This window comes from Epilithonimonas sp. KH_059 (assembly GCF_057838485.1).
In genome coordinates this window covers 173,371-196,370 of record NZ_CM174468.1, presented here as the reverse complement: position 1 = coordinate 196,370, position 23,000 = coordinate 173,371, and the positions used below count along the sequence as shown (strand labels likewise).

The 23,000-nt window shown below is 40.6% G+C and carries 24 protein-coding genes; 5 read left to right on the top strand and 19 right to left on the bottom strand.

Annotated features, from left to right (window positions below; genetic code table 11):
• Positions 1-80: 80 nt before the first annotated feature.
• The 8 genes from AC3IRX_RS00925 to gpmI all read right to left on the bottom strand — a co-directional run bounded on the left by AC3IRX_RS00925 (position 81) and on the right by gpmI (position 8,852).
• Complete coding sequence (locus tag AC3IRX_RS00925) at positions 81-2,480, bottom strand: alpha/beta hydrolase family protein (RefSeq protein WP_489210637.1); 2,400 nt, start codon at positions 2,478-2,480, stop codon at positions 81-83.
• Between the two features lie 257 nt (positions 2,481-2,737).
• Positions 2,738-3,169, bottom strand: coding sequence for a DoxX family protein (locus tag AC3IRX_RS00920; protein WP_489210636.1), 432 nt, complete (start codon positions 3,167-3,169; stop codon positions 2,738-2,740).
• A 71-nt stretch (positions 3,170-3,240) separates the two neighbouring features.
• On the bottom strand, positions 3,241-4,122 hold the full coding sequence (gene era, locus AC3IRX_RS00915; RefSeq protein ID WP_489210635.1) for a GTPase Era: 882 nt from the start codon (positions 4,120-4,122) through the stop codon (positions 3,241-3,243).
• 45 nt (positions 4,123-4,167) lie between these two features.
• Entirely contained in the window at positions 4,168-4,935 is a 768-nt protein-coding gene (locus tag AC3IRX_RS00910) for a class I SAM-dependent methyltransferase (RefSeq protein ID WP_489210634.1), read from the bottom strand.
• Positions 4,936-5,745: a type I methionyl aminopeptidase gene (map, locus tag AC3IRX_RS00905; protein ID WP_489210633.1), complete on the bottom strand. Its 810-nt coding sequence runs from the start codon at positions 5,743-5,745 to the stop codon at positions 4,936-4,938.
• Between the two features lie 6 nt (positions 5,746-5,751).
• Positions 5,752-6,183 carry a BT0820 family HAD-type phosphatase gene (locus AC3IRX_RS00900; RefSeq protein WP_489211495.1) on the bottom strand — a complete coding sequence of 144 codons (432 nt, stop codon included), beginning with the start codon at positions 6,181-6,183 and terminating at the stop codon, positions 5,752-5,754.
• Between the two features lie 93 nt (positions 6,184-6,276).
• On the bottom strand, positions 6,277-7,254 hold the full coding sequence (locus AC3IRX_RS00895; RefSeq protein WP_489210632.1) for an acyl-ACP desaturase: 978 nt from the start codon (positions 7,252-7,254) through the stop codon (positions 6,277-6,279).
• 65 nt (positions 7,255-7,319) lie between these two features.
• Positions 7,320-8,852 (bottom strand): 2,3-bisphosphoglycerate-independent phosphoglycerate mutase, encoded by a 1,533-nt coding sequence (gene gpmI / locus AC3IRX_RS00890; RefSeq protein WP_489210631.1) that lies wholly within the window; start codon positions 8,850-8,852, stop codon positions 7,320-7,322.
• Between the two features lie 199 nt (positions 8,853-9,051).
• Between gpmI and AC3IRX_RS00885 the strand changes: the two genes are divergently transcribed.
• Both AC3IRX_RS00885 and AC3IRX_RS00880 read left to right on the top strand, forming a co-directional pair.
• Entirely contained in the window at positions 9,052-9,375 is a 324-nt protein-coding gene (locus AC3IRX_RS00885) for a translation initiation factor (protein WP_489210630.1), read from the top strand.
• 52 nt (positions 9,376-9,427) lie between these two features.
• Positions 9,428-10,282 carry a nucleoside phosphorylase gene (locus tag AC3IRX_RS00880; protein WP_489210629.1) on the top strand — a complete coding sequence of 285 codons (855 nt, stop codon included), beginning with the start codon at positions 9,428-9,430 and terminating at the stop codon, positions 10,280-10,282.
• A gap of 29 nt (positions 10,283-10,311) precedes the next feature.
• Here AC3IRX_RS00880 and AC3IRX_RS00875 read toward each other — a convergent pair whose 3' ends face one another.
• The gene (locus AC3IRX_RS00875) at positions 10,312-10,872 is read right to left on the bottom strand and encodes a DNA-3-methyladenine glycosylase I (RefSeq protein ID WP_489211494.1); all 561 of its coding nucleotides are present in this window, start codon (positions 10,870-10,872) and stop codon (positions 10,312-10,314) included.
• Positions 10,873-11,154: 282 nt separating this feature from the next.
• Positions 11,155-11,460: a helix-turn-helix domain-containing protein gene (locus AC3IRX_RS00870; protein WP_489210628.1), complete on the bottom strand. Its 306-nt coding sequence runs from the start codon at positions 11,458-11,460 to the stop codon at positions 11,155-11,157.
• Between the two features lie 286 nt (positions 11,461-11,746).
• Between AC3IRX_RS00870 and AC3IRX_RS00865 the strand changes: the two genes are divergently transcribed.
• Positions 11,747-12,079 (top strand): hypothetical protein, encoded by a 333-nt coding sequence (locus AC3IRX_RS00865; RefSeq protein WP_459084069.1) that lies wholly within the window; start codon positions 11,747-11,749, stop codon positions 12,077-12,079.
• Between the two features lie 190 nt (positions 12,080-12,269).
• On the opposite strand, the gene AC3IRX_RS00860 is transcribed toward AC3IRX_RS00865, so the two are convergent.
• Complete coding sequence (locus tag AC3IRX_RS00860) at positions 12,270-12,779, bottom strand: GNAT family N-acetyltransferase (RefSeq protein ID WP_489210627.1); 510 nt, start codon at positions 12,777-12,779, stop codon at positions 12,270-12,272.
• A gap of 70 nt (positions 12,780-12,849) precedes the next feature.
• Positions 12,850-13,878 carry a threonine aldolase family protein gene (locus AC3IRX_RS00855; protein ID WP_489210626.1) on the bottom strand — a complete coding sequence of 343 codons (1,029 nt, stop codon included), beginning with the start codon at positions 13,876-13,878 and terminating at the stop codon, positions 12,850-12,852.
• 113 nt (positions 13,879-13,991) lie between these two features.
• On the opposite strand from AC3IRX_RS00855, the gene AC3IRX_RS00850 reads away from it, so the two are divergent.
• Positions 13,992-15,191 carry a pyridoxal phosphate-dependent aminotransferase gene (locus AC3IRX_RS00850; protein WP_489210625.1) on the top strand — a complete coding sequence of 400 codons (1,200 nt, stop codon included), beginning with the start codon at positions 13,992-13,994 and terminating at the stop codon, positions 15,189-15,191.
• A 49-nt stretch (positions 15,192-15,240) separates the two neighbouring features.
• Here the strand turns inward: AC3IRX_RS00850 and AC3IRX_RS00845 are convergent, their stop codons facing one another.
• The 4 genes from AC3IRX_RS00845 to uvrA form a co-directional block, all read right to left on the bottom strand.
• On the bottom strand, positions 15,241-15,711 hold the full coding sequence (locus AC3IRX_RS00845) for a hypothetical protein (RefSeq protein WP_489210624.1): 471 nt from the start codon (positions 15,709-15,711) through the stop codon (positions 15,241-15,243).
• A 75-nt stretch (positions 15,712-15,786) separates the two neighbouring features.
• The gene (locus AC3IRX_RS00840) at positions 15,787-16,281 is read right to left on the bottom strand and encodes a GNAT family N-acetyltransferase (RefSeq protein WP_489210623.1); all 495 of its coding nucleotides are present in this window, start codon (positions 16,279-16,281) and stop codon (positions 15,787-15,789) included.
• 118 nt (positions 16,282-16,399) lie between these two features.
• Positions 16,400-16,813 (bottom strand): hypothetical protein, encoded by a 414-nt coding sequence (locus AC3IRX_RS00835; RefSeq protein WP_489210622.1) that lies wholly within the window; start codon positions 16,811-16,813, stop codon positions 16,400-16,402.
• 171 nt (positions 16,814-16,984) lie between these two features.
• Complete coding sequence (gene uvrA, locus AC3IRX_RS00830) at positions 16,985-19,813, bottom strand: excinuclease ABC subunit UvrA (protein WP_489210621.1); 2,829 nt, start codon at positions 19,811-19,813, stop codon at positions 16,985-16,987.
• Positions 19,814-20,085: 272 nt separating this feature from the next.
• Here uvrA and AC3IRX_RS00825 point away from each other — a divergent pair, with 272 nt between their 5' ends.
• Complete coding sequence (locus AC3IRX_RS00825; protein ID WP_459084078.1) at positions 20,086-20,952, top strand: sigma-70 family RNA polymerase sigma factor; 867 nt, start codon at positions 20,086-20,088, stop codon at positions 20,950-20,952.
• A 91-nt stretch (positions 20,953-21,043) separates the two neighbouring features.
• Here the strand turns inward: AC3IRX_RS00825 and AC3IRX_RS00820 are convergent, their stop codons facing one another.
• The 3 genes from AC3IRX_RS00820 to AC3IRX_RS00810 form a co-directional block, all read right to left on the bottom strand.
• Positions 21,044-21,625 carry a Crp/Fnr family transcriptional regulator gene (locus tag AC3IRX_RS00820; protein ID WP_489210620.1) on the bottom strand — a complete coding sequence of 194 codons (582 nt, stop codon included), beginning with the start codon at positions 21,623-21,625 and terminating at the stop codon, positions 21,044-21,046.
• A 9-nt stretch (positions 21,626-21,634) separates the two neighbouring features.
• On the bottom strand, positions 21,635-22,009 hold the full coding sequence (gene ytxJ, locus AC3IRX_RS00815) for a bacillithiol system redox-active protein YtxJ (RefSeq protein ID WP_489210619.1): 375 nt from the start codon (positions 22,007-22,009) through the stop codon (positions 21,635-21,637).
• Between the two features lie 311 nt (positions 22,010-22,320).
• Positions 22,321-22,845: a YfiT family bacillithiol transferase gene (locus AC3IRX_RS00810; protein ID WP_489210618.1), complete on the bottom strand. Its 525-nt coding sequence runs from the start codon at positions 22,843-22,845 to the stop codon at positions 22,321-22,323.
• Between the last annotated feature and the right edge of the window lie 155 nt (positions 22,846-23,000).

Sequence of the window (23,000 nt, the reverse complement as noted above, 5' to 3'; positions counted from 1 at the left end):
TTCAAAAAAAGTAAAACGGTTGTAAAGCATTTATTACAACCGTTTTTCTTGGTATTAATCTTTGATGTATTATTGAAGCCCTATTTTAGACATTTGTCTAGGAATTGCTCCTGCTCCCAAAGAGTGTGTAATACAGATTCCTTCGCTGCATATCCATGCGCTTCTAAAGGAAGTAGTACCATTCTTACAGGCGCTCCAAGATTCTTTAAAGCTTGGAAGTAACGCTCAGTCTGTAGAGTAAAGGTTCCTGGATTGTTGTCCGCATCTCCGTGAATTAATAGCATTGGAGTTTTCATTTTATCCGCATGCATAAACGGCGACATGGTGTTGTACAAATCTGGATTGTCCCAATAGTTTCTCTGCTCTCTTTGGAATCCAAACGGCGTAAGGGTTCTATTGTAAGCTCCACTTCTTGCAATTCCACAAGCGTAGTCTTTAGAATGGGTCAAAAGATTTCCAGTCATAAAGGCTCCATAAGAGTGACCTCCTACTGCCACCTTAGTACGGTCGATATACCCCAGTTTATCCACCGCATCAATTGCTGCCTTTCCATTAGCTACAAGTTGAGCAATAAAGGTATCGTTAGGCTCTGTAGTTCCCTCTCCCACAATTGGGAAGGCTGCATCGTCTAAGACTGCGTATCCTTTGGTTACCCAATAGATAAACGATCCGTAGCTTGGGAATGTGAAATCGTTAGGATTCTGAGTGATTTGTCCCGCTGTTTTCTTGTCTTTGTACTCTGTTGGGTAAGCCCAAATAAGAAGTGGTAATTTTTCTTTTTTCCCTACTCGATCGTAATTTGCAGGCAAATAAAGAGTACCGCTAAGTTGAACTCCGTCTGGACGCGTGTATGAAATTACTTCCTTATACACATTTCCTAAACTCTCAAATGGATTTTCAAAGTGCGTCACCGCGGTCCCTTTACCATTCTTGATATTTCTGACATAGGTATTCGGATATTCTTTCGCCGACTGCTGAGATACGAGAATGGTTCCTTTTTTAATGTCAATGATATCGATAATATCTTCTTTCGCTCCTTTGAGTGAAGACGTATAGAGTCTTTTCTTCGTAAGCGTTTTGAAATCTTGCTCGTCTACGAAAGGCTTCTGCCCTTCCTTTGTAAATCCATCTCCAATGAGAAGAACTTTTCCATTCTGAACATCGACCACGCTCTGTCCGAATTCGTTTCGAGCACGGTTGTAGGATCCTGGATCGCTGTAAACATCTTGAGAGTTTCTATCCACAATGACTTTTGAGTCTCCTGTATTTAAATCCACTAAGAACGATTTGGTGTTACGGGTGTCGTACCAGGCTTCATGCACAAGGGCATAATTTGAATTGGTCCACGTAATTCCAGAATAACGCTGCTGCGTTTTAAAGAAAGGCTCTGGATTTTGCGTAAAAGGAGCATCCCAAGTGGAAATTTGATCTCTATACTCTACTTTTTTCGCTGGATCCCCTCCGTCGAGTGCTTCTGTAAACACCAAAGTGGAAGGCTTATCGCTTCTCCAATACATACTTCTTTTCCCCATGCGAACGGCAGAAAATCCTTTTGGCATGATTTCGTTTCTAGGGACTTCATTTACTACCTTCACCTCTTTTCCGGTCTCATCATACACCGTGCTCACCATTGGGAATCGGCTAAGTGGAACAATATAAGAATACGGTTTTTGAATGGTCGTAGAAAGAAGATACTTTCCATCGGGAGAAAAGCTTAAAGAAGAATAAATGGCTTTTTCTTTATAAAGACTGCTCTCTCCACTAAGATTCACTTTGTGAAGCTCAGAATGGGTAAGAGCATCAAAATTAGCTTCGTCTTGAGGGTTGCTAAGTAAATCCTGGTAGGTTCTGTTCTGAGAGACCCTTCCGTCCGAGTTGGAAACGATTGGACCTGTAGGTAGGTCTTTTGAAGGATCGATTAATTGAGGACGATTAGCAGGAATTACTTTAATCAGTAAATTTTCTGAATCTCTAAACCAAAGATAAGGAGACCCTAAATTCGCATTTAGATTGTCAGGGGTGATTTTTTTTGCGCTAGCCGACTTCATATCCACAACCCAAAGCTCTACTCCACTTGCGGTGGTGTTTGTAAAGGCAAGTTTGGTTTCGTCCGGTGAGAATCCGAAATTAGCAATTTTTGCATTCGAAGGAAGTCCTTTCACCTGAACTTCGGACTTATCACTAAGTTTTCTTACTTTGATATTGTTGACATACGTGGTGCTACTTGAGATGTTGGTCACGGGATTAATTCTTAGACCTCCTAAGCGCATTTCCTCTTGGTTTAATTCGTCAAGGGTTTTGTAGGTGTTACGGTAGGTGAATACCATCCACTCTCTTCCACTGTCCATAAAGACGGAAGGAGCTCGCTCGTAATCCGCAAGCTTAAGAATCTGGGCAGAAGGTTTTTGATAAGTAATGTTTTCCTGGGCCGTGGAAAGACCCATAAATGCCAGTAAAACGGCAGTTAATTTTAACTTCATAGTTTATACAATTTGCACGAAAATAGGAAAATTAAACCAAACTATGAGTATATGCATAACAAATTGCCCAAAAATTATCAAAGTGTCGCTAATTCTTTAGAATAGGTGGGTTCAGCCCTTAAGCAAAGCCTCTAAAAAGGGTCAGGTACGCCGCGCCGAAAATGCCGTTTTAATCAAAATAACGACTAAGAAACTCAGGCTTTTAAGGGGCATACTGCCCGAAAAAGGTCAGTTAAAAAAGAAAAGTAATACGATTTTTACCAACCAGAACTCGCTCTTTTCTTGGTAATCATTCCGTCAATGGAATATTTTCCAGGACCGAATGCCATTAACAGAAGGTAGACACTTAGATAAAGAAGTGCGAGTTCACGCTTCCCAAATACATCGCCACCGTGCACAAAAAAGGAGATTACAAACGTAAGACCGATTAAAAAAATGAGAGCTCCCCTAGTGAAAAGCCCTAGAATTATAAATATAGAACATACTACTTCAACAAAAATGCAAAGTCCTAAGGTAAACTCAGATCCTAATCCTAGAAAGTTATAGAATTCGACAGGCTCCCCAGAAGACAACTTCATAATCTTTGGAAATCCATGGGAAATCATACCAAAGCCGATAAAGAGTCGTACCACTAGTAAAATGAAGTCATTAACACGGGGATGGGTGTGGATAGAAGTTAGAAAATTCATAGAAAGTAGTGATTTGGTAACAAAACTAAGAAAAAACCTTTAGACCGCGCAGCAAAAAAGCATTAATCCTTTTAACGATAGCCGAAATTCTTGAGATCTCGCTCGTTTTTACGCCAGTCTTTTTTGACTTTGACAAAAAGGTTCAAGTGAATTTTTTTGTCAAAGAACTTTTCGAGATCTACCCTTGCCTGAGTTCCCACTTTTTTGATGGCTTCTCCTCTGTGGCCAATGATAATCCCCTTTTGGGTTTCTCTCTCCACATAAATGATAGAATCGATCACTATAGCTCCCTCCTTTTCAATAAATTGTTCCGTCACGACTTCCACAGAATAAGGAATTTCCTTGTCGTAATTCAGAAGGATTTTCTCCCGAATGGCTTCGTTCACAAAGAATCGCTCCGGCTTGTCGGTGTATTGCGTCTTATCATAATAAGGCGGGCTCTCCGGAAGTAAAGACTTTAGTTTCGGAAGAATTAAGGCGGTGTTCACGCCTTCAATCGCAGAGATAGGTAGAATTTCTGCTTTTGGAATTTTCGCATGCCAAAAGTCGATCACAGCTTCCATTGCTTTTTGATCTGAAATATCGATCTTGTTCACAAGAATAAGGACCGGAACAGGAATTTTATTGAGTTTGTCAATCAAAAATTCAGAAGGTTCCGTTTTGTCAGTGATGTCTACAATGAAAAGAAATACGTCTGCATCTTGAAGAGAATCCTTTACAAAATCCATCATCTTTTCTTGAAGGCCGTACTTGGGATCAAGCACTCCAGGGGTGTCCGAAAAAACGATCTGTACGTCTTCTTCGTTATAGATACCAAAAATCCGATGGCGGGTGGTTTGTGCCTTCTGCGTCACGATGGCAAGCTTTTCCCCCATCAGTGCATTCAAAAGGGTTGACTTCCCTGCATTAGGTTTCCCCACGATATTAACAAATCCAGCTTTGTGCGTATTCACAGCAATAATTTTAAGTAAGGGCAAAGTTAAGGATAAATTACCGATTTATTTTTTTCGAACGATCGGTAGAATTTCGTTCTCGCTGAGTCCATAGCGCTTTTGCTCCTGTTTTGAGAAGTTCTTAGAGTACTCTAGTGCTTCCACTTCGAATCCTACGGATTCAAGACGCGTGAAGTAATCCATTCCGTACCAACGCACATGGTCGTACTGTCCAAAATGAATTTGTCTTTCTTTCGGATCGGTAATGGAGAAATCTTCATAGGTTTGCTTCTCATTTCTTTTTAAAGGAACTTGCAAGATTCCCCAACCGCCCGGTTTTAAGACGCGGTAGAGTTCCTTCATGGCCTTTCTATCGTCCACAATATGTTCAAGTACATGGTTGCAGAAGACCACATCAAATTCTTCGTTCTCAAAAGGCAATTGCAGCAAATCGGCTTTGACATCGACAATGGGTGAATATAGATCCGCAGACACATAATGAAGGTTCTTCATTCGTTTGAAACGTTTAAAGAAAGCTTGTTCGGGCGCCATGTGAAGGACTTTCAAGGAGTCCGAAAAGTACGAGGTCTCTTTCTCTAGATAAAGCCACATCTGACGGTGTCTTTCTAGACTTAAAGTTCCTGGGGCTAACGCCCCGGGTCTTGGGGTTCCATACCCATAGGGAAGAAACTTCCGGTAGGAACGTTTGTCAATGGGATCGGTAAAGTCTTTTCCCCGAAACCAAAGATAAAGTAAGGGTCTAAGTGCTAAACTCAGGCGAATTAAAATCGGCCGAGGTAAGGCATTTAAAAGGTATTTCGCTAGTTTCTGCATCTAGAAATCCAGCGTAAAAGCCGCTTCTTCATCAGACTCAATTCCTAACGCTTCGTAAATAAATTTATAAGTGGAAAGCAAAACGGGTTTGCCCCCAATGATGCATACATCGTGTTCAAAATGAGCTGAAGGTTTGTTATCTAGTGTGGTTACGGTCCATCCGTCTGAATGAAACTTCACTTTTTCGGTTCCTAGATTAATCATAGGTTCAATAGCAAGTGCGACACCATCTTTTAAGACTTTCCCACTCCCCTTCTTCCCGTAATTAGGGACTTGAGGATCCTCGTGCATTTTGCGGCCAAGCCCATGCCCTACCAACTCACGAACGACACCATAACCGTGAGATTCACAGTACGTTTGAATTGCATAAGAAATATCCCCTACACGCTTCCCTCTAACGCACTGCTCGATTCCTTTGTAAAGGGATTCTTTTGTAACCTTTAGGAGCTTTTTAACTTCTTCATCGACTTCTCCTACTTCAAAGGAATAGGCATGATCTCCATAAAACCCGTTCATGTAAACACCACAATCCACAGACAATACGTCGCCATCCTCTAAGGGCTTATCGTTCGGAATCCCATGCACCACTTCTTCATTCGGAGAAATACAAAGGTTCTTAGGAAATCCATACTGTCCGAGGAAAGCCGGAATACCGCCGTGATCACGGATGAATTCGTCGGCAATTTTGTCTATATAATTGGTAGTAACCCCTGGTTTTATTTCGCTGGCCACCATTCCTAGCGTTTTCGAAACTAGCTGTGCACTCTCGCGCATCAGTCTAAGTTCTTCTATGCTTTTTAGTTGTATCATATTCTTTTACCAAAAAAGGCCTTTTTTCTTATCTTTTTTCATTTTTGAAAATGCAAGGACTTCTCCTCCTTCTACGCGAAATTCAATTTTTTCATCAATAATTCTGTAAATCTCACCCCAACCTGGAAATCCTCCTAGATTGCGATCGTCAATAAACAAATCTGCGTCAATTTTTCGTGAGGCATTCTGTTCATCAAAGACTTCCCCTTCAAAGCTTGAATTGACGCTGTAAAATTCAAGTCCATGCTTGCGGCAAAATTCAATCGCCTCGTCGAGCTCTTTGCCGCTTCGGTAAGTCCATAGAATTAGGCGATAGCCCTCACTTTGAAGCTTTTTCAAGGTGTCGAATGCAAAAATTTTAGGTTTTCCGATACCAGGATAAGCATCGTCTACAATAGTACCGTCGAAATCGATCGCCAGTTTTTTATTGCTTTTCATCATGTTCAAACTATTTTCCGAGTGCAAAGGTACAAAAAAAGAGCCGGATGTTTTGGAAACTCCAGCTCTAATAGAATGTTTAGACTCGCTCTGTTAACTGCGTACCCATTTGAATTTGTACTCCTGATCCGGAGTGGAAATTCGATCGGTTACTCGCTGCAGTCGAGAAGGCAGTTTCATTAGGTACTCCTGCGCTTTTTGAGCCGACTCATTTAAGTTGTCAATATGCTCAATTTTCCAATCGTCTAGAAGTTGTTTAAGGATATCAATATAGTCCTGCGCCGTATACACCATACAACGCTGCGCCGCATCCGAGAAATGAGACCAAAGCTCTCCCGCTTTCTGTCCACTTTCTCTCATCATATGGGCAGGCATGACAATTTTCTTTCTCATCATGTCTTCAAAAGCAAGCATCATTTCGGAAGGATCCATCTCAAAAATACGCGTTACAAAATGCTTGTAGGCCTTTGCATGTCTCGCTTCATCCGCTGCAATGACAGCGCACATTTTGGCTAGTTTTTTATTCCCGCTTTGCTTCGCAAAAGTCCCTACTCGTCGGTGGGAGTAATTGGTGGCTAATTCTTGGAAACTTGTATAGACAAAGTTTCGGTAAGGATCGGCTGAGGTTCCCAAGTCAAAACCATCTTGAATCAGGTATTGAGTGGTAATCTCTACTTCACGCATATTTACTCTTCCACACAGGTATAGGTACTTGTTAAGTAAGTCTCCGTGTCTATTTTCTTCTGCGGTCCAGGATCGAACCCATTGGCTCCATCCCCCACTTTTTTCTTGTTCTACTCCATCGATTCCCATAATCCAACTTTCGTAGCTGGGTAGAGCCTCCTCTGTAATACAGTCTCCAATGAGAGTCACAAACAAATCGTATTCCATGTCCTGCGCAAAATGCTGCAATTCTTGGACCTCGTCCTGAAAGGAGTCACTCGTAGGATCCGGTAGAAAATCAGTAGGTTGCCATATTTTTTCTACAGGCGTTAAATAAGTATCGATAAAAGAATTGACTTCTGGACTTAGAGTTCGCATGACCTCTAGTCGCACTAATTTATTATACATTGGGTTCATTTCTGAGGTGCAAGATAGTTAAATAATTATTTTTAGCATAACACATTGCAGGGAAATTAAGGTTCAATGAGAACCTCTCCTGTCATTATTTCTGGGATTTCGATTCCCATGGCTTTAAGGATCGAGGGAGCAACATCCCCAAGTTTCCCTGGTTTTAAGTTCCAAACTTGGTCTTTGTCCATGACAATTAAAGGAACCAGATTGGTGGAATGCTGTGTATTGGGGGAACCGTCCTTGTTTTTCATCACATCGCTGTTTCCATGATCGGCCAATATAAAGACACAATACCCATGCTCATAGGCTGCAGTAGCTACTTTTTCGATGCAGGAATCGACCGTCTCAGCGGCTTTCACGGCAGCTTCAAACACACCTGTATGCCCGACCATATCGGTATTGGCAAAATTCAAACAAATGAAATCCGCACTTTCGCTATTAATCTCCACCAAAATATTTTCGGTAATCTCGTAGGCGGACATTTCCGGTTTAAAATCGTAGGTAGGAACGTCCTTCGGACTAGGGCATAAAATTCTCTTCTCCTTAGAAAAGGGTTCTTCCCGTCCTCCTGAAAAGAAAAAAGTAACATGAGGGTATTTTTCTGTTTCCGCGACGCGAATTTGAGATTTGCCATGCTTTTCGAGGACCTCGCCTAGCGTTTCTTGTAACACTTGCTCATCAAAAACTACTTTCACGTTTTTGAATCCTTTGTCGTAATTCGTTAGCGTGACGTAATACAAATCAAGCGCATGCATATTGTACTCTGGGAAATCGTTTTGGCATAAAACCTCTGTAATTTCACGTCCACGGTCCGTGCGGAAATTAAAACTAATCACTACGTCGCCTTCTTCAATTAAAGCCATCGGAAGATGACTCTCCTTTTGCATGACAATTGGCTTTAAAAATTCATCTGTGATCTCCTGGTCATACGAATGCTGAATCGATTCGAGGGCATTGTAAGATGATTCTCCGATTCCTTTGACCATGGCATCGTATGCTAATTTGACTCGCTCCCATCGTTTGTCTCGGTCCATTGCATAATACCGTCCCACAACCGAGGCTAGTTTTCCACCTGTGGTTTGCATATGGGTTAAGAGCTCATCGATGAAATGCACGCCCGATTGCGGATCGCAGTCCCGTCCATCTGTAAAGGCGTGGACATACGTACAGTCGGAAAGTCCATTTTCATGTACGGCGGTTAAGAGTCCTTTTAGGTGGTTGATATGGGAATGCACTCCCCCATTGGAAACCAGTCCAATCAAATGCACTTTTTTGTGGTTTTTCTTTGCGTACTCAAAAGCCTCTGTGATTGCATTTTCTTTACCTAACGTAGCACTTTCCACAGCCATATTTAATTTCACCAAATTCTGGTACACCACTCGTCCGGCGCCTAGGTTCATATGACCTACCTCTGAATTCCCCATCTGACCGATGGGAAGTCCCACAGCGAGTCCGCTTGCCTCTAAGGTAGTGTGTGGGAAATTTCTATATAAACTATCCATAAACGGAGTGGAGGCCTGATCGATGGCGGAAACACTAGGATCCGTTCCGAGTCCCCAGCCGTCGAGTATGGCAAGTATTGCTTTTTTTGACATGATGTACTTATTTTACTTGTACAAAATTACCAAAACAATTCCCAACCCTCCTACTTTATCGGCGAAAATCGATTTGGAATGAGGCAAATATCGAAGTGTAGAGCAGAAAACCCTCGTGTGTTTTCCATTTGACCTTGCTAGAGAAGCATAATCTTTATTAATAGGAGGAACTTTCCAGATTAATTCCTAATTTTGACTGATGGATTTAAGAGATCAATTAAAAAATTTGTTCCCCGACCATGAGGAACAGGAACTAGAAGAACCGATCGAAGTCTTTGAGCAAAAGTCAGCTTTGGTCTGCAAATTTGAAAAGAAAGCGCGAGCAGGAAAACCTGTCACGTTAATCGAAGGATTTGAAGGCCCTCAATCGGAACTAAAAGCCTTATCCAAAATCTTAAAAACTCGCCTCGCGTTAGGCGGATCAGAAAAAGACGGCGTGATCATTATCCAAGGTGATCACCGCGATAAGATTATGACGATTCTTAAGGAATTAGGGTACAAGACTAAACGTGTTGGAGGATAAATCCCTCTACTTTCTCTTTTTCTAATTCGAAAACAAAAATCAATTTCAACTTATGATAAACAAACTTGCAGCCTCCGAACTGGTTTTAAACCCAGACGGAAGTGTATACCATCTCAATTTATTGCCTGAGGACATTGCCTCGAAAATCATTTTAGTGGGCGATCCCGATCGGGTTCCCAAAGTATCCGCTTTTTTCGATACGATTGAACTTAAGAAGAACAAAAGGGAATTCTTTACCCACACAGGTACGCTTCGTGGCGAAAGAATTACAGTAATGTCTTCCGGGATAGGAACTGAGAACATCGATATCGTTCTAAACGAACTTGATGCTTTAGTGAATATCGATTTAGAGAAAAAAGAGCTTAAGACATCGCATACCTCCTTAGAGCTTTTTCGCTTAGGAACCTGCGGATCGGTGCATCCCGATATCGAAGTAGACCAAATGCTGGTCACACAAAACGTAGTAGGACTCGATGGACTTCTTCATTTCTACCCTGATTATGAATTTGAGAATGAATTTTCAAAAGCCTTTTTAGAAGGGTTTCCTTACGAGCGTATTAAAGGAATGCTCTATTTTGCAGAGCAGTCCAAAGAAATTGCACATTACTATAAGGATGCCCCTTACCATGGAAATACAGCCACCTTCCCGGGCTTCTATGCACCTCAGGGAAGACAACTACGACTTCGCAGTGTGGATGAGAAATTCTTAGAAACCCTTAACGATCTTGGCGTTTCCAATTTTGAAATGGAAACCTCCGCCATTTACGGGCTTTCGGCGCTACTAGGTCACAAAGCGCTAACCGTGAATAACGTGGTGGCCAACCGTCGACGAGGAGAATTTGTAGCGGACCATCATGCCTCGGAAAAGAGAATGATTGATTGGGTGCTAGAACGAATCATCAAGTAATTAGCCTAGGGATTTCTTTTTTGAAATCCCTATTTGTTTTTAAAGGAGCATGAGACCAAATGATCGTTGACCATTCCCGTGGCCTGCATATGGGCATAGACTACAGTGGAGCCCATAAATTTAAATCCTTTCTTTTTCAGGTCTTTGGATAGCGCATCGGAAATTTCACTTGTGGCAGGTACTTCACTAAGGGTCTTTGGAGAATTAACAATCGGATTTCCACCCACAAAAGACCAGAGGTATGTAGAGAAACTCCCATACTCTTTTTGAACTTCCATAAAGCATTTGGCATTGTGGATCGTCGCTAAAATTTTTAGTCGATTTCTAACAATCCCTGCATTTTGCATGAGCTCTTCTATTTTCTGCTCCTTATACTGAGCAATCTTTTTATAATCGAAGAAATCAAATGCCTTTCGGAAATTCTCTCGCTTGGAGAGAATGGTATACCAACTGAGCCCTGCTTGAAAACTCTCTAAGGTTAGGAACTCAAAAAGCTTCTCGTCGTCTCTTACAGGTATTCCCCATTCGTTATCGTGATAATCACGGTAAAGTTGATCTTTTTCACACCAAGCGCATCTCTCTTTGTTCATTTTTAATCCTTGTTGTCCGATAATAAGAGTACCCGAAAAAAGGCTACTCATTTTTTAGTAAGTTTGAAGTACCTACACACCAAACTACTATGCGTAAAAGTACATATTTTTCGACAAAGTCCGTTATTGGACAGGTGATCTATTGCGCTTGAAAACCCATAAAACATCTTCTTTGCTTGAATTACGTTTGTATCACACTTGTGAAATAGAGCGACCGGCCTCTACAAAAGTTGAAATTCATTAGTCTAAGAATGCCCATTTCTATTCCTTAGTTGGCTATTTTCATTTTCTGCTTCCCCTTTTTTTAATGGGTTTCTCCTCCGATTTTAGTACATCATCAATCGATATGAAACTCTTTTCCTTTGGTTTTAAAACATCAACCATTTCTTCTAATCCACCAACAACGGAAAGTAATTTTAAAAATGATTCCAAGGAAATCAAGCCTTTTTGCTCAAATTTCCTTAGAGTGGGTAAAGGAACACCCGATCTTTCAGCCAAACCTTCCTGAGTAAGATCCATTTGCAAACGTCTCTCACGGATATTTTCAACTAATCTTTTTTGAGTTCTGGACAAAGAAACAAATAACATAATGGTATTATTTAGTTTAACTATTTATCTTTAAATAATATTATTGTATTACAAATATGCTGTATTTTAAGAACATATTTTGAAAATAAAATGAATTGCCAAATCGTCTTTGAGATATTTAGATAACTAAACTTGAATTAAACGTATCGGACGACAGCGATTTTCAAGAAGTAAGTCCCCAATTTACATAATTTCCACATCTAAGCGGTTTAACATAATATTAACGATCTAAGGAATACTTCTTGCAAATCTATAACTACCAAATAACAATTAAATACTTTATATTATGGACAGACAAGATTATAACAAAGCAGAAAACGCAGTGAACAAAGCAAAATGGACCGTAAACGATTACGCGGACAGAGCTAAAGATTACATTCGCGAACAGAAAGAAAGAAACGCAGAGCCTACTCAGGAAGGGTGGATGGAAAGAGCAAAAGAAAATGTTTCTGATGCTTGGGAAGACACGAAAGACGCAGTAAGCAATGCTTGGGATCAAACCAAAGACTGGGCCGATAAAACATGGGAAAACACCAAGGACGCTGCAAAAGATGCAACTGACAAAGCGAAAGATGCTACGGAGGATGCAAAAGCAGAATTTAATAAGAGAACGAACTAAGTCTCTTAATAAAATAAATACCTTATAGGTATCCTTGGATTGGATGGGGAACTTCGCTAAAGTGAAGTTCCCCATTTTTAATAAAATACTTTAAACCAATTTAATTAACCGATCTATTGTTTTGAGGTTTAGTCAAATACGAATTCTTTACTAGATCTTAATAAGAATCGGTAGTTCAAAATTTAGATGATTATTGCTCAAGTTTGATTTCGAAATAACAGACATCTGCATTTTCATAATGGGAGGGTAAATTTGAAATAACTCCCAGTTTTTTAATACCCAAGAAATCAAATCCACAGTATTGATAGTGCTGTATCAATTTTTGGTTTTCCCCACAGGTATCCATCCGGATAAATTTCTTATCTTTTGCAAATTCTTTTGCCCAATCCACGATAATTTTTACATAATTGTTGCCTCTAAAATTCGGGTTCGTTGCTATTCTATGGATGTAAAGCGAAGATACGCCATCGTCCTGTTTCCAAATTTCTGGATCGCTGTATGCAATTGCCCAAACACAGGCAATTTCATCATCAATCAATAACTTGAATTGTCTGTTTTGTGCAATTTCTTCTTCTATTAATTTTCGATCAAATTCTGGCCATTGGTTTTCAGGAAACCTTTGTTTCTGAAATTCAGTGGCCAATTTATAAAGTCTAAAAATTTCAGGTATATCTTTTTCGGTACTATTTGCAATATTCATTCTTTATACTTCTATTGATATTAATCTTCTATTGTCCTAGTCGTCTAGCGTCAGTCCTTCCATCGTGAAGCTAAAGTGCTCCAAGTTTGTCTATAAACTCCTCAATTTTCTCCTCGGGCGTGGCCCAAGAGGTGATTAAGCGAATGGCATACCTATCCTCCGATAGTTTCTTCCAACGATAAAATTCATAGTCTTGTTCTAGCTTCTCAATCTCTCTTATTTTCAGAATAGGAAATAGTTGATTGGTGTAGGTGTCACTTAAAAAAGAATAGCCTTTCGAAGTAAATGCTTTTTTGAGTGTCATGGCCATTTGGTTGGAGTGAGAAGCAAGTTCAAAAAAGAGCTCGTCTTTAAAGAGTTCAAGAAATTGAACACCTAAAGCGCGACCTTTCGCAAGCAAAGCCCCTCTTTGTTTTAGAATAAAACCAAAGTTTTTCTGAATCTCTGGGTTGACAAGTACAATGGCCTCTCCCATCAAAGCTCCATTTTTCGTACCCCCAATATAGAAAGCATCACAGAGCCTAGCGAGGTCACGAAATTCCAAATCATTCGGTTCTGCTGTTAACGCCTGACCTAGCCTTGCGCCGTCCATAAAGAGATAGAGTTTCTTTCTTTGACAGAATTCATAAAGCGCGGTCAATTCCTCTTTTGAATATAGAGTACCCAGCTCGGTCGAATTGGAAATGTACACCAATTTGGGCTGCACTTGATGCGGCACATTGGTATGCATTTCTAGCAATTCTTCAACCGCTTCACAGGAAATTTTGCCTTCCGGACTTTCCAGTCCATGAACCTTATGCCCGGAAGCTTCTATTGCTCCCGCTTCATTTGTAAATATATGTCCCGTTTGTGCACTAATGACACTTTCATAAGAACGAAGTGCCGCAGCAATCACAAGTAAATTCGCCTGAGTTCCGCCGGAGGTAAAATAGATCTCAGCAGACTCGCTCTTTAACTTGTCTTTAATAATTTGTTTCGCCTCAGTGCTGTACTGATCGAGTCCGTATCCGGGCTCTTGGGTAAGGTTGGTCTCCAGTAATTTTTGTAGTATTCTTGGATGGACCCCTTCGGAATAATCGTTTTTGAAGGAATACTTCATTTGTTTTGCATTATTTACAGGGTGCGAGCCTCTCGCGAATGTAAAAGTAACAATAACTTTGTCATTTAGAAAATTAAATGTTCTTATCTTTGTTCGAATTGAATCAAAAAACTATGAAAAAATTCTCGGACCGTCTTGAGCGATTGAGCTATTCTCAAACCTTTGTCATGTCAAATAAAGCGCGCGAAATGAAAGCAAGCGGCATCGATGTCATCAGTCTCACCCTTGGAGAACCTGATTTTGATGTTCCTCAAAACATTAAAAAAGCAGCCCAAGAGGCCATTGATCAAAACTTTTCCCACTACTCTCCTGTTCCTGGATTTCTAGATCTAAGAGAAGCGATTTGTGAAAAACTTCAAAGAGACAACGAGCTCGACTTTAAACCAAGCCAAATTTGCGTTTCCAACGGGGCCAAACAGGCCATTGTCAATGTACTAGGCGCCCTATTAAACGACGGGGATGAGGTTATCCTTCCCGTTCCCTACTGGGTGAGTTACGATGAGATGGTTAAGTTAATGGGCGGGAAATCCGTTTTTATTAAAACCTCTTATGAAAATGATTTTAAGATGACGGCAGAGCAGCTAGAAGAGGCCATCACACCGAATACAAAAGTACTTCTCTACAGTTCTCCGTGCAATCCTTCAGGAAGTTACTATACGTATGATGAACTTAAAGCTTTAGCGAAAGTAATTGAGAAGCACCCTCATTTGGTGGTCATTTCCGATGAAATTTATGAATACATCAATTACGAAACCTCGCACAAATCCATTGCCGTATTCCCTGAAATTAAGGACCAAGTGGTCGTGATTAATGGAATGTCAAAAGGATACGCCATGACCGGCTGGAGACTTGGATACTCGGCTGCGCCACAATGGCTTGCCGGCGCTCTAGATAAAATCCAAGGACAAATGACTAGTGGCGCGAACACCATAGCACAGAGAGCGGCAGTCACGGCCCTAAAAACGAATCCAAAAGAGTATCACTATATGATTGAGGCCTTTAAATCTCGTCGAGATTTGGTCTACGATCGAATGAAATCCATACCTGGCTTTAAAGTGTTGCTGCCAAAATCCGCATTTTACTTTTATCCAGATATTTCTTTTTATCTAGGCAAAACCCTTAATGGAACTAAAATTAACGATGCGGACGATTTTGCCATGTTCCTCCTTGAAAATGCGCATGTAGGATGCGTGGGAGGAGTCTCCTTTGGGAGTCCGGAATGTGTACGATTTTCCTATGCGGCCTCCGAGAGCGATCTTAAAAAAGCAATGGATCGAATTTCTACTACTTTAGAAAAGGCAGAAATATTCTAACAAAATAAAGCGGCTTCCTTTTTGGGAAGCCGTTTTAGTAGATTCATATCTAATGTTGGTTGTTCTGATTTTTTCTTTTGTGATTTGATTTCTTGTAATAGGAATTGTTTTTCTTATAATTTCCTTTCTTGTAAGAATTCTTCTTTTGACCGTAGTACACGGATTGTCTTTTCTTAACTTGACCTGGCGCATAGTCTTTTGCTCTCCCACCGTATATTTTTTTAGCTTGTCCTGATGGAAGTCTTCTTGCGTTATTAGACTGCGCTCGACGAACAATTCCCGGACGTCCGTATACGTTTCCACGTTCGATTACTCGTCCATTTCGGTATATGTTTCCATTTCGGTCCCTGTATACATCCCCTTGTCTATAAACCGTTCCTTCAGGAGTTCTGTACACTCCCCCATTTCCGTAGGTACCAGAAGGATATCGGTTGTCTCCATAATAAGGATCCATTGTACCACAAGAGGCCACACTTACAGCAAGTGCACCACCTAAAACTATTTTTAGTATTGTATTCATTTTGTTATTTCTATTGTGTGAATACTTACTAAATTTCAATCTTTGTGCCAAACCCGAAATAAATAGCCTGGAGCGTTATAATATAACCGTACTTCTACGCTCTAAAAGGGACACATCCCTCCATGTTTCCTCTAATTTTCCAATCTTTCTTCTTGTACCCACAAGTCTAAAGCCTGCCTTTTGGTGCATTCGAACTGAGGCCTCGTTCTCAGGAAATATACTCGATTGCAGGGTCCAGAATTGATGCTCTTCACTTGCCTGCGCCAATTGACGAAGTAGCATGGTTCCTAACCCTTTGCCTTGATACAAAGAATCTACATAAACGCTCACTTCTGCCACGCCACTGTAACAGGCCCGGGTACTAATGGGTTTGAGCGCAGCCCAACCAATGATCTTGCCCTCGTCCCCTTGCAAGACAAGTCTTGCAACTCGATGGAAACTCATATCCCAGCTCTCCCAAGAAGGAGCCTGCGTTTCAAAGCTTGCCAAATGGGTATCAAGACCCTGTTGAAAAATCTCAAGGATTCTCTGCCCGTCACTGGGCTGCATTTCGCGTATGGTAAAATTCATGTACTGTTTCTTTTAAACTGGTTAGAGTCCTTTATGGACTATAACGAAAATAGAAAAAAAATCCACACTTTGCAGTATGGATTCCTTATTTCTTTGTTTACAATCTGTAAATAATTCCCTATCGGTTTGCAATCAAAACTTGCACAGGCATGCGGAATACAGTAAGATTGGGATCTGCTTTTAAATCTTCCATTCTTACTTTATAGTGCAATTGCGAAAGAACAGTTTCCAATTCTTTTTTCACAAACTTGCAATCGCTTTTCGCATTAACGTGGGTAATTTTCCCTTCCTCAGACAAAGCAAATGAAAGTTCTGAATTAACCAGTCCTTGCTGCATCTCAGTATTTGTAAAATCAAAATGCGTTACAATTAGGTTTCGAAGTTGATTAAATCCATCATTGTTGGATAATTCCACGGCCGCGATCTCGTTATTTGCTCTTTCTGTTTGGGCATAAGTCATAGAGAAAAATGCGCTTAGCGCAAAAACACCTAAGGTTAAAACATTGATTTTAAGACTATTGTAATTTTTCATTGTGTTGTATTTTTTGTTTGTTAACATTCCGTTCACATTAGCGTAATACAAATGTAATAAATAATTACAAACAACTGTTAAACAATCAGTTAAAAATTACAAAAAAAATGAAAAATTAGAAGCTAATCCTGCTCAGTACTCTAACGCTCTTAGATAAACCCTTTTGGGCATTTAAAGTTCCTCTTTCAAAAAGCGTCCTGTAACCGATTTTTTGTTCTTCACAATTTCTTCCGGTGTGCCTTTGGCCACAATGGTTCCACCACGCTTGCCTCCTTCTGGCCCTACATCAATAATGTAATCGGCTAATTTAATTACATCCATATTGTGCTCAATGATAATAAACGAATTTCCCAAATCCACAAGCCTTGCCACGGTATCCATCAAAATTCGAATGTCTTCAAAATGAAGTCCCGTTGTGGGTTCATCTAAAATATAAAGCGTGCTTCCGGTTTGCTTTTTGGAAAGTTCGGTTGCTAATTTAATTCTTTGAGCTTCCCCTCCTGAAAGAGTGGTAGACTGCTGTCCTAACGTAATGTAGCCAAGTCCCACATCATGTAGAGTCTTGACTCTGCTGTAGATCTTAGGAATGGGCTGAAAGAATTCTACAGCCTCATCAATAGTCATTTCAAGAACGTCGGAGATGGATTTTCCTTTGTAACGTACCTCTAGAGTTTCCCGGTTAAAGCGTTTACCATTGCAGGTTTCACAGTGCACATACACATCGGGGAGGAAGTTCATTTCAATCACCTTAAGTCCTCCCCCTTGGCAGGTTTCGCAGCGTCCGCCTTTCACGTTAAAGGAGAATCTTCCGGGCTTATAGCCTCGAATTTTACTCTCTGGCAACTCTGAGAACAGCGTACGAATGTCAGAAAACATTCCCGTATAAGTGGCAGGATTGCTTCGCGGAGTTCGTCCAATGGGAGTTTGATCCACATCGACAATTTTATCAATATGCTCTATGCCTGTAAACTTCTTATAAGGCAGAGGCTCTTGAAGGCTTCGATAGAAATGTTTATTTAAAATGGGATAGAGTGTTCCGTTGATAAGGGAAGATTTTCCACTTCCTGAAATCCCAGTGACCACTACAAGTTGTCCTAAAGGGATGTCTACATTTACATTCTTCAAATTGTTTCCACTCGCTCCTTTGAGACTTAAGGTCTTCCCATTGCCTTTTCTTCGCTCAGTGGGAACCTCAATTTTGCGCTTTCCACTTAGATAATCAGAAGTGATTGTATGGGCAGAGGTTAGATCCTTCGGATCTCCCTGCCATAGTACTTCGCCACCGTGCTTCCCTGCTCGAGGTCCAATATCAAGCACATGATCCGCCTCTAGAATCATATCCTTATCATGTTCTACTACCAAAACCGAGTTTCCTAAATCCCGCAAGTTTTTAAGTGACGCGATGAGTCTTTCGTTGTCCCTTTGATGAAGACCAATGCTCGGTTCGTCCAAAATGTACAAGACATTGACAAGCTGAGAGCCAATTTGAGTTGCGAGTCGAATCCTCTGGCTTTCTCCACCGGAGAGGGTTCGAGAACTTCGGTTAAGACTTAAATAATCAAGTCCTACGTCAAGTAGAAATTGCAAACGAGTTTTGATTTCTTTTAAGATTTCGGAGGCAATGAGTGTATGGGTTTTTGAAAACTTTCCGTCTAGTTGGTTTAGCCACTCTTTGAGTTCAGTTAGTGACATCGCACTGACCTGCGCGATATTCAACTCATCAATTTTAAAGCTTAAACTTTCTATTTGAAGACGAGCACCGTGGCAGCTTGGACACACATCTTCTGTGGTGAAATGCCTTTCTAATAGAACGGCGTCATAATTTTCTTTGTTTGCAATGAGATCCTCCATGTAAGGAATTAACCCTTCAAAATTTACTTTTATCTTCTTCGAAATTCCAGCGTATTTTAGATCTTTATTGAATTCTTTATGGAGTCCATTGTAAAGGTAATCCAATGCCTCAGCGGAGATTTCCGAAAACGGTGTATTTAGGTCTTGTCCAAAAATCTCAAGAATCGATTTTATTTGACCCATTAGCCATTTGTTGTTTTTGATATCCTCCAGTGGCCGAAGGGCACCTCGGCTAATGGATAATTTCGGATTCTCAACAAAATATTCTTTGTTTATTTTCTTCACGCTCCCTAGTCCCTTGCAAACAGGACAGCTCCCTTTTGGGGAATTGAAAGAAAATGTATTGGGTTCTGGAAGCGCTAAGGAAAGACCCGAATCGTCATCCATTAATTTCTTAGAGAAATAATGAATTTCCGTTTCGTGGAGTTTTTGAATTCCGATCACGCCCTCTCCCATTTCCATTGCAGTTCTTAGCGAACTTTCCATTCGGCTTTCTGTCGCATTCTCCCCGATGATCCATCGGTCGACAACAATGTCAATATCATGCGTTTTATAGCGATCTAATTTTAGATCGTACTCGATGTCTTGCAACTCGCCGTCAATCCTAGCCTGTCCATATCCTTTCTTAGCCATTTGCACGAACAGCTCATGGTAATGTCCTTTTCGGGAGCGAATCACAGGAGCCAAAAGAAGTACTTTCTCTCCTTGGTAATTAGACTTGATCACCTCTAAAATTTGCTCTTCCGTATAGCTTACCAGCTTTTTGCCCGAACTTTGGGAATAAGCCTCAGAGACGCGAGCGAAAAGAAGGCGTAGGAAATCGTATAATTCCGTAACCGTTCCCACGGTGGATCTTGGATTTTTGTTCGTGGTTTTTTGTTCAATGGCAATGACGGGAGACAGCCCTTCAATTTTATCTACGTCAGGACGTTCTAATCCTCCTAGAAACTGCCTTGCATAGGCAGAAAAAGTTTCAATGTATCGCCTTTGTCCTTCCGCAAAAATGGTATCAAAAGCGAGAGAGGATTTTCCACTACCGGAGAGTCCTGTAATCACGACCAATTGATTGCGCGGAATGCGCACATCAATATTCTTTAAGTTATGCTCTCGTGCGCCGTATATTTCTATATATTCGATTTCTTCGTTCATTATTTTAGGACTTTGACTATCAGAATCAAAATCGTACAAAATTACGAAATTTAACGCGATATGCCCTCATAGAGAATGGAAAACCCACAAGTGTTTACCCTTAGGTTTTCTGAATGTCACCTTGTCAAATCACACTCCACCACGGCCATAGCGCCCTCTTTTCCACTCATTTTGAAGGGCGAAAGAAAAAGAAAAGCAAAAAGAGTGTAACCTTTTGGTCATGTTGAACGTATATATAAGTAGAGCCCTATAAATACCGGGCACAAGTTTACATGAGACAGTTAAAAATTACAAAGCAGGTTACCAACCGTGAGACGGCGTCCTTAGACAAGTATCTTCAGGAGATTGGTAAAGTGGAACTAATTACGGCAGACGAAGAAGTGGAACTTGCACAGAAGATTCGTGCAGGAGACCGCATAGCCCTTGAAAAACTTATTAAAGCAAATTTACGTTTCGTGGTTTCCGTATCGAAACAATACCAGAACCAAGGACTTTCCCTTCCCGATTTAATCAACGAAGGAAACTTAGGTTTAATGAAAGCGGCCAAACGGTACGACGAAACAAGAGGATTTAAATTCATTTCTTACGCCGTATGGTGGATTCGTCAGAGTATTTTACAAGCGTTAGCAGAGCAATCTAGAATTGTGAGATTGCCTTTAAATAAAATTGGGTCCATCAATAAAATCAACAAAGCCTACGCACACTTAGAACAAGAGAATGAAAGACCTCCTTCCCCAGAAGAGTTGGCAGAAGTTCTTGACATGAGCGAGGATGACATTAAAGAATCCATGAAAAACAGTGGACGTCACCTCTCTATGGATGCGCCTTTGGTGGAAGGGGAAGACAGTAACCTTTACGATGTACTTCGTTCCGGTGAATCTCCAAGTCCAGATAAAGATTTGATGCTAGAATCTCTTCAAATTGAAATTGAAAGAGCGCTTCAGACGCTAACGCCAAGAGAAGCTGATCTAGTAAGACTTTACTTTGGACTTAACGGAAAGCATCCGATGACCTTAGAGGAAATTGGAGAAACCTTTGACCTTACAAGAGAAAGAGTACGTCAAATCAAAGAAAAAGCGATCAAACGTCTTAAGCACAATACAAGAAGTAAAATCCTTAAATCCTATTTAGGGAAATAGAGCTCTATACTTTTTGAATATACCCTCCTAAGAAAGGGTTTGAACCTAACAACAAAAGCCACTCATCGAGTGGCTTTGTTTGTATGGGTAGTTATTTTTCTTTGCTTACGAGTTCTTTTCGAACTCGGCTTAAACTCTCTGGAGTGATTCCTAGGTAAGAAGCCACCATCCACTGGGGGGCTCGTTGCATTAAATTAGGATACATCTTGAGAAAATTCAAATACCGCTGCGAAGCAGTGTCTGACAATAGAGAATTGATTCGGTTTTGAAGGGAACGAATATGTTTCTGCAGAAGAAGATCGTTGTTGACGATTGTCCCTGGAAACTGCATACTTAGGTTTGAGAAAAAGTCTGAACTTAAAGAAAGAATCTCGCTGTCTTCGACCGCCTCAATGTAATAGTTCGATTTTTCATTAAAATAGAGGGAACTGCGGTCACTCATCAGCCATTTTTCAGGAGCAAATTGAATGATGTGTTCTTTGCCATTGGGATCAATCGAATACATTCGAAGAAGTCCCTTCTCTACAAAATAGGTACTCTGGCAAATCTCCCCTGCCCTTAAAAGAACCTCTCCCTTCTTTATATGCTGAAGGGTATAGTACGCGCCGCAAATACCAATGGCTTCCATGGGTATCTCTAAAACATCAGAAAGATAGTGTTCAATATTTTCCATAGTCTAAAACTAGACCAAAGATAATGAAATTGCTTGGTGTGAACTATTTTCTGTGCAAACTCCATTCTCAATCACTAGGAGCTGTGGGCTTTGATGAATGATTTTTAGGTCACTTGCAATTTGGTTGGAAAGTTTTCGGTATTGAAGTAAGTCTAGATAATAGAAATTCACTTCCTTATCCTCTTCTTGCATCTCGCGTTGAAAGTTTTTTAATACCATCTTACTTACATGGCATGTCGTAGAGTGTTTAAAGACCACCACCTTCTTGTGGTTCGAAGCCTCTAGCGCAGCCTTCCAATCGGCTTCACTACGCAAGGCAATCCATCGTGCATCCAGTTCAAAAGAAGGGTTTGAACCCGAGCTAAATAAATTAAAAAGACTCATATCCCAAACTATTTTATTTATTAGTTAAACAAACGACAGTCCCTCACAACCCATTTGACTTTTACTTAATCTACCTATAGCTTAGAGCTATTTCTATGGAAGAGATAGACAAGTAAATATCAAAAAATAGAGCGATTGAATTCGCTGATTTCCTTACATTGCAAATTCGTTGCCACTCGCTCCGATAGAAAGTATTTTTTTTCTATCGGACTGATTTCCATTAAAATTTAGCGCTTTAAGGAAAACCAATTGGCTCAATCCACCTTCGTTGAAAACCCTTTGAAAAATAGTGTATTCAAAAGCCTAATATATTACCAGCCTTCTTTGTCTTTAAGAGCTTGCAACTGCGCTAAATGATGCTCACAATGCCAAGCATAGTAGGCAAGACTTTCTCGTAGCGTAAAGGAACGATCGTATTCCGTGTGGTAAAACGTACGTTTGAGTTCTTTGTTGGTCAGAGCTTTAATTTCAAAAACCCAGCGTTTGTGAAGACCTTTTAGTATGAGCATCGAGGGCTTGATATCGATCGAAAAACTATCTTGCAATTCTGCCCATGCGCTTTCTTTGTAGGTTTTGACCGTGGGGTTTTCTTCCGTAAGGGCCAATTTAAAGCGCAAATAGCTATTCATATGACTATCGGCCAAATGATTAATTAGTTGGCGAGCTGTCCACCCTCCTTCGCGGTAAGGTGTGTCGAGCTGCTCCGTGGTCCACCCCTCCACTAGATTTTTCAATTTAGGATAAAAATCTTTTAGCGTGCGTAGGTGTTTGTCAACGTCTACGTCCGTGATTTTTTCACTTTGTTTGTATTCTCCTATCGGATATCGAATGTCCATTTTATCTTTTATAAATTTGTATAAGCGACAATTTGTCTTGTCTTTTGCATTCGGTCGCTTATTTGTGTAAAGTTAGTTTAGATTCTGTAAAACGGATTACACGATTAGATTAAATATTTATAAATAAATAAGGATGTACCCTTTAGCAGCCTTAC